Annotated in this window: 5 protein-coding genes; 3 read left to right on the top strand and 2 right to left on the bottom strand. The window is 64.2% G+C overall.

Annotated elements, in window-relative coordinates:
• Positions 1 to 197, bottom strand: a 197-nt coding sequence (gene rpsU, locus VJR68_RS15800; protein WP_324149247.1) for a 30S ribosomal protein S21, incomplete at its 3' end; no start/stop codon positions are given.
• Between the two features lie 162 nt (positions 198 to 359).
• On the opposite strand from rpsU, the gene tsaD reads away from it, so the two are divergent.
• The 3 genes from tsaD to folK are packed head-to-tail and all read left to right on the top strand — an operon-like array spanning position 360 to position 2,282.
• Entirely contained in the window at positions 360 to 1,406 is a 1,047-nt protein-coding gene (tsaD, locus tag VJR68_RS15795; protein WP_324149244.1) for a tRNA (adenosine(37)-N6)-threonylcarbamoyltransferase complex transferase subunit TsaD, read from the top strand.
• Between the two features lie 32 nt (positions 1,407 to 1,438).
• Positions 1,439 to 1,798, top strand: a complete 360-nt coding sequence (gene folB, locus VJR68_RS15790) for a dihydroneopterin aldolase (RefSeq protein ID WP_324149242.1) — start codon at positions 1,439 to 1,441, stop codon at positions 1,796 to 1,798.
• A 1-nt stretch (position 1,799) separates the two neighbouring features.
• Positions 1,800 to 2,282: a 2-amino-4-hydroxy-6-hydroxymethyldihydropteridine diphosphokinase gene (gene folK / locus VJR68_RS15785; RefSeq protein ID WP_324149240.1), complete on the top strand. Its 483-nt coding sequence runs from the start codon at positions 1,800 to 1,802 to the stop codon at positions 2,280 to 2,282.
• Positions 2,283 to 2,435: 153 nt separating this feature from the next.
• On the opposite strand, the gene VJR68_RS15780 is transcribed toward folK, so the two are convergent.
• The gene (locus VJR68_RS15780) at positions 2,436 to 3,185 is read right to left on the bottom strand and encodes a pteridine reductase (protein WP_324149239.1); all 750 of its coding nucleotides are present in this window, start codon (positions 3,183 to 3,185) and stop codon (positions 2,436 to 2,438) included.
• Between the last annotated feature and the right edge of the window lie 156 nt (positions 3,186 to 3,341).

The raw sequence follows: 3,341 nt of genomic DNA, 5'->3' as shown, positions 1-3,341 counted from the left end.
CGCGACACGTCGCGCGACAGGCGGCGCAGGTGACGCTTCACGGCGGCAGCGCGCTTGCGCTTGCGTTCCTGAGTGGGCTTTTCATAGAACTCGCGCTTGCGGGTCTCGGCGAGGATGCCGGCTTTTTCGCAGGTGCGCTTGAAGCGGCGCAGGGCGAGTTCGAACGGCTCGTTCTCGCGGACTTTTACGCTGGGCATGGAAACTCCGGGGTAGTAAACGTGCCGCTGAAAAGCGGCGAGCCGCAAAGTATACGCTGATGCGGGTGAAGAATTCAAAGCATTGGACGGGCGGGGTGTCGCAAAGCCCGGCTTATCGGCAAAAATGGCGGCCTATGTTCTCCAAGACCGGTGCCTCTTGCGATGCCTGACCTGCTCCGCCCCATCCTTGGCATCGAAACCTCCTGCGACGAAACCGGCGCGGCCCTGCTGCGCTGGGAGCCCGAGCAGCCCGGCCACGGCCTCCTGGCGCATGCCTTGTACACCCAGGTGAAACTGCACGCCGACTACGGCGGCGTGGTGCCTGAGCTGGCCAGTCGCGACCATGTGCGCAAGTTGTTGCCGCTGGTACGAGAGGCCCTGAAGGACGCAGGACTCACCCCCGCCGATCTCGGCGGCGTCGCGTACACCGCCGGCCCCGGCCTGGTGGGCGCGCTGCTGGTGGGCGCGGCGACCGGCCGTGCGATGGCCTGGGCGCTCGGGGTGCCGGCGATCGGCGTACACCATATGGAAGGGCACTTGCTCGCGCCGCTGCTGGAGGACGATCCGCCGGAGCCGCCGTTCGTGGCCCTGCTGGTGTCCGGCGGGCACTCCATGCTGGTGGAAGTGGAGACCATCGGCCAATACCGCATCCTCGGCGACACCCTGGACGATGCTGCCGGCGAAGCCTTCGACAAGACCGCCAAGCTGATGGGCTTGCCGTACCCCGGCGGCCCGGCGCTGGCCGCCCTGGCGGCACAGGGACGCGCGGGTGCGTTCCGTTTTTCGCGCCCGATGACCGATCGCCCGGGGCTCGATTTCAGTTTCTCCGGCCTGAAGACCCAAGTGCTGCTGGCCTGGCAGCAATCCGGCCAGAGCGAGCAGACCCGTGCCGACATCGCTCGCGCTTTCGAAGAAGCCATCGTCGATACGTTGTTGATCAAATGCCGCCGTGCACTCGCGGAAACCGGCACGAAGCGGCTGGTGATCGCCGGTGGCGTCGGCGCCAACCGCCGTTTGCGCGAAGAACTGGCCGCGGCCGGCGCCAAGGACGGTTTCAAAACCTATTTCCCGCGCCTGCAGTTCTGTACCGACAACGGCGCGATGATCGCCCTGGCCGGCGCCATTCGTCTGGCTCACGGGCAGCATCAGGACGAATCGGTGCAAGTGTTTCCGCGCTGGGACCTGCAAACCTTGCCGCCCGCCGCTTGATCCTATCGCCCGTACCCAGCACGCTTGCACGCATGGATATCGTTTTTATTGAAGACCTGCGCATCGACACCGTCATCGGCATTTACGACTGGGAGCGGCGCGTGCGTCAGACCTTGTCGTTCGATATCGAGATGGCGTTCGACAACACCGTTCCCGCCGCGTCCGACAACATCGCCGACACGCTCAACTACAAGGACGTGTCCAAGCGTCTGATCGCGTATGTGAGCGAATCGAGCTTCGGTCTGGTGGAAACGCTGGCCGAACGTTGCGCCGCGATCATCCGCGACGAATTCGGCGTGGCGTGGGTGCGCCTGAAGCTCTCCAAACCGGGCGCGGTGCGTGGCGCGAAAGCCGTCGGCGTGTGCATCGAGCGCGGCAAGCGAACCGGCTGACATGGCGCGCGTTTATTTGAGCCTGGGCTCCAATCAGGAGCCGCACCGTTATCTGCCGATCGCCATCGAGGAATTGCGTGCGCGTTTCGGCGAAATTGACGTATCGCCCGCCTATCGCAGCGCCGCGGTGGGTTTCGATGGCGCGGATTTTGTGAACCTGGCCGTCGGGCTCGATACGGATCTGTCGCCCACTGAACTCAACGACTGGCTGCATGCCCTGGAAGATCGCCACGGCCGTCGCCGCGACGTGCCGCGTTACGCCGATCGCACGCTTGATGTGGATATCGTGCTGTATGACGATCTGGTCGCACAGGGGCCGGGGCATCTCGATATTCCGCGCAAGGAACTGAAACACGCCTTTGTGCTGAAACCCATCGTCGACATCGCGCCGGATCTTCGCCATCCCGTCGGCGGAAAAACGATGCGTGAGTTGTGGGCGAGCTTTCCCGTAGACAGCGAGCCTTTGGTGGTGGTTGAGCTGTAAGCACGCTGATGCATGGCTCAGCTGCCAAGGGCTGACAACGTCTGCTCTTGCGTTGCATGGGATGTTGCTCCGCGTGCGACAGCGCGTCGATTCACCCATTGCGCCACCCCGTGATGGCCGAATCCAGCTTCTATAGGCATTGATGGGAGAAGCTCAGATGGTGATGCTGCGGCCACCATCGACGCGAATGATTTGTCCTGTCACGAACGGTGCATCACGCAGCAGCCACAACACGGTGCTTGCCACATCTTCCGGCGACCCGGCGCGCTGGAGCGGCGTGCGTGCCAGCATTGCCGCTTGCTCGGCATAGGGCTTGCCATCGCTCGGCCACATCACGGCGCCCGGTGCTACGCCGTTGACGCGTACGTCGGGCCCAAGATCCAGCGCCAGGCAGCGCGTCATGGCGCCGAGCGCGGCCTTTGCCATCACGTAGATCGGATGCTGCGCAAGCGCACGCTCGGCATAGATATCCACCAGATTCACCATGGCGCCGCGTGCCGCACGCAGTGCCGGCAATGCGGCCTGGGCCAGAAAGAACGGCGCTTGCGCGTTGGAAGCGAACAGCTCGTTCCATTGCGCGGGCGTAGCCGTTTCCAGCGGTGTGGGATAGAACGCCGAGGCGTTGTTGATCAATGCATCGAGCCGGCCGTAGTGCGAAAGCGTCGCATCGATCAGCGTTGGCAACGCGGGCAAGTCCGCCAGATCAGCTTGTAGAACAAGCGCGCTGTTTGCGCGTTGTGCGCAGAGTTCGGCGGCGAGCGCATCGGCTTCCGTAGTGGAACGTCGGCAATGCAGGACGAGGTCATAGCCGGCGGCATGCAGCGTATGCGCTATCACGGCGCCTACGCGCTTGGCGGCGCCGGTGATAAGCGCAACAGGTTGCGGTGAAGCGGGAGATGGCATGCGGTATTTCCTGGGCTAGGGATGCTCTGATCTATTCCATGCACCCGGCATGACGTCCAGAAGGCCCGCAGGGTGTGTTGCGTGGCGCAGGGCAGACTGGCCGTCTGTTCAAGCCGCGCGGCGCAGCCTGCGGGCCTTCTGGACGTCACCCCATCG

The sequence above is a fragment of the Dyella sp. genome, assembly GCF_035277725.1.
Classification (GTDB): Bacteria; Pseudomonadota; Gammaproteobacteria; order Xanthomonadales; family Rhodanobacteraceae; genus Dyella_B.
This window is presented reverse-complemented; position numbering and strand designations above follow the sequence as displayed.

Coding starts and splice junctions, on each gene's coding strand:
- tsaD (WP_324149244.1), top strand. CDS start 360: ATGCCTGACCTGCTCCGCCCCATCCTTGGCATCGAAACCTCCTGCGAC.
- folB (WP_324149242.1), top strand. CDS start 1,439: ATGGATATCGTTTTTATTGAAGACCTGCGCATCGACACCGTCATCGGC.
- folK (WP_324149240.1), top strand. CDS start 1,800: ATGGCGCGCGTTTATTTGAGCCTGGGCTCCAATCAGGAGCCGCACCGT.
- VJR68_RS15780 (WP_324149239.1), bottom strand. CDS start 3,185: ATGCCATCTCCCGCTTCACCGCAACCTGTTGCGCTTATCACCGGCGCC.